Source organism: Bacillus sp. mrc49, from assembly GCF_002803435.1.
In genome coordinates this window covers 1-694 of the sequence record NZ_PHNG01000622.1, presented here as the reverse complement: position 1 = coordinate 694, position 694 = coordinate 1, and the positions used below count along the sequence as shown (strand labels likewise).

Below are 694 nucleotides of genomic sequence, written 5' to 3'. Positions count from 1 at the left end.
GCTCTTTTCTATTGTTGCATCGTTTTATTCAAACCGTATTCCAGACCGGCACTTGAACCATCCCGTACACTTGCGGGCCATGTTCGCTTCCCGCCAGACCAGGAAAGTTAAGTGAATCAAAAAAAACGTTAAATAAGATCATGCTTTGTTTGGTTATTAACAGAAAAATGCTAAAATAGTAAAAGTATCTCGAAAAACAGCATCGCTCCAGAAGGAGGAAAGATATATGGCAAAAGTCCGTACAAAGGATATCGTTGAAGCGTTGGGTCTAGAGCTCATCAGTGGGGAAGAAGGAATTAACCGACCGATCGTCACAAGTGATTTATCTCGTCCTGGTCTTGAAATAGCCGGTTTTTTTGATTATTATCCTGCCGATCGGGTTCAGCTTTTAGGGATGACGGAGATGTCCTTTTTTAATCGCCTGAATGAAGCGGATCGTGTACAGAGGATGGAAGAGCTATGCCGGGACTTTACTCCAGGCATCATCATCACCCGCGGTCAGGAAGTGCCGTTAGAGTTGATCGAAGCTTCTGAGCGGGAATCGGTTCCCGTAATGAAATCGAATATGAAGACAACGCGGTTATACAGCCGTCTGACCAATTTCCTTGAAAGCAAGTTGGCACCGACCACGGCCGTTCATGGTGTATTGGTCGATATATATGGCTTAGGTGTGTTGATTACCGGGAAAAGCGGT

1 pseudogene is annotated in these 694 nt (G+C 45.0%); it reads left to right on the top strand.

Annotation, left to right across the window (positions count from 1 at the left end):
• Nucleotides 1-226: 226 nt before the first annotated feature.
• Nucleotides 227-694 (top strand): annotated as a pseudogene (locus CVN76_RS06455) (HPr kinase/phosphorylase); the annotation flags it as partial.